Annotated in this window: 1 protein-coding gene; it reads right to left on the reverse strand. The window is 45.8% G+C overall.

Features of this window, described 5'->3' with window-relative positions; genetic code table 11:
• Positions 1–749, reverse strand: a 749-nt coding sequence (locus tag ACYVTD_RS14390; protein WP_461248405.1) for an aminotransferase class I/II-fold pyridoxal phosphate-dependent enzyme, incomplete at both ends; no start/stop codon positions are given.

Here is a 749-nt window from a genome sequence, read left to right on the forward strand (position 1 = left end):
AACGAGAAACGGATGAAGCCGTCTTGCCCGAACGCGTCGCCCGGAGTTAGAGCGATTTCGCCTTCGTCTAAGAGAGCATCGCAAAATTCGCTAGATGTTTCGAACGCGCCGTTTTTAATAAAATGTTCGATGTTTATGAACGCATAGAACGCGCCTTTTGGAGGTTTGCAAGAAACGCCTTCAATTTCTTCGATTCGGTTTAACAAAAATTCTCTGCGAGATGCAAACTCTTCTTTCATCGCCACAACGCTATCAAGCTCGCCGTCGAACGCGGCAACGCCAGCAGCGTCAGTTATAGAAGAAAGGCAGCCCGTTAAGTGGCTTGCGATGTTGCCGAACGCTTTTGCGAGCTTTGGTTCGCTTGCCAAAAAGCCCAAACGCCAACCCGGCATCGAGTATGTTTTGCTTCCCGCGCCAACGATGATTGTGCGCTTTTTGATTTCCTCGTTGAACGAAGCTATCGAAACTTGTTTTTCATCGCCGTATATAAAGTGTTCATAAACTTCGTCGGAAATGACGTAAAGATTGTTTTTTACGGCGAAATCTGCGATTTGCGAAAGCTCGCTTTCGCTATAAACCGAGCCGGTCGGGTTGTTTGGCGAGTTGATTATGATGGCTTTTGTCTTTTTTGTTAGCGCCAAGTCGAAATCATATACGCTTGCCTTGAACTCGTTTTCTTCGGTTGTTTCAATAATTTTTGGAACGCCACCAGCTATTGCGATTTGTTCAACATATGAAACCCAATATGG

The organism is Treponema sp. R6D11 (genome assembly GCF_054786075.1).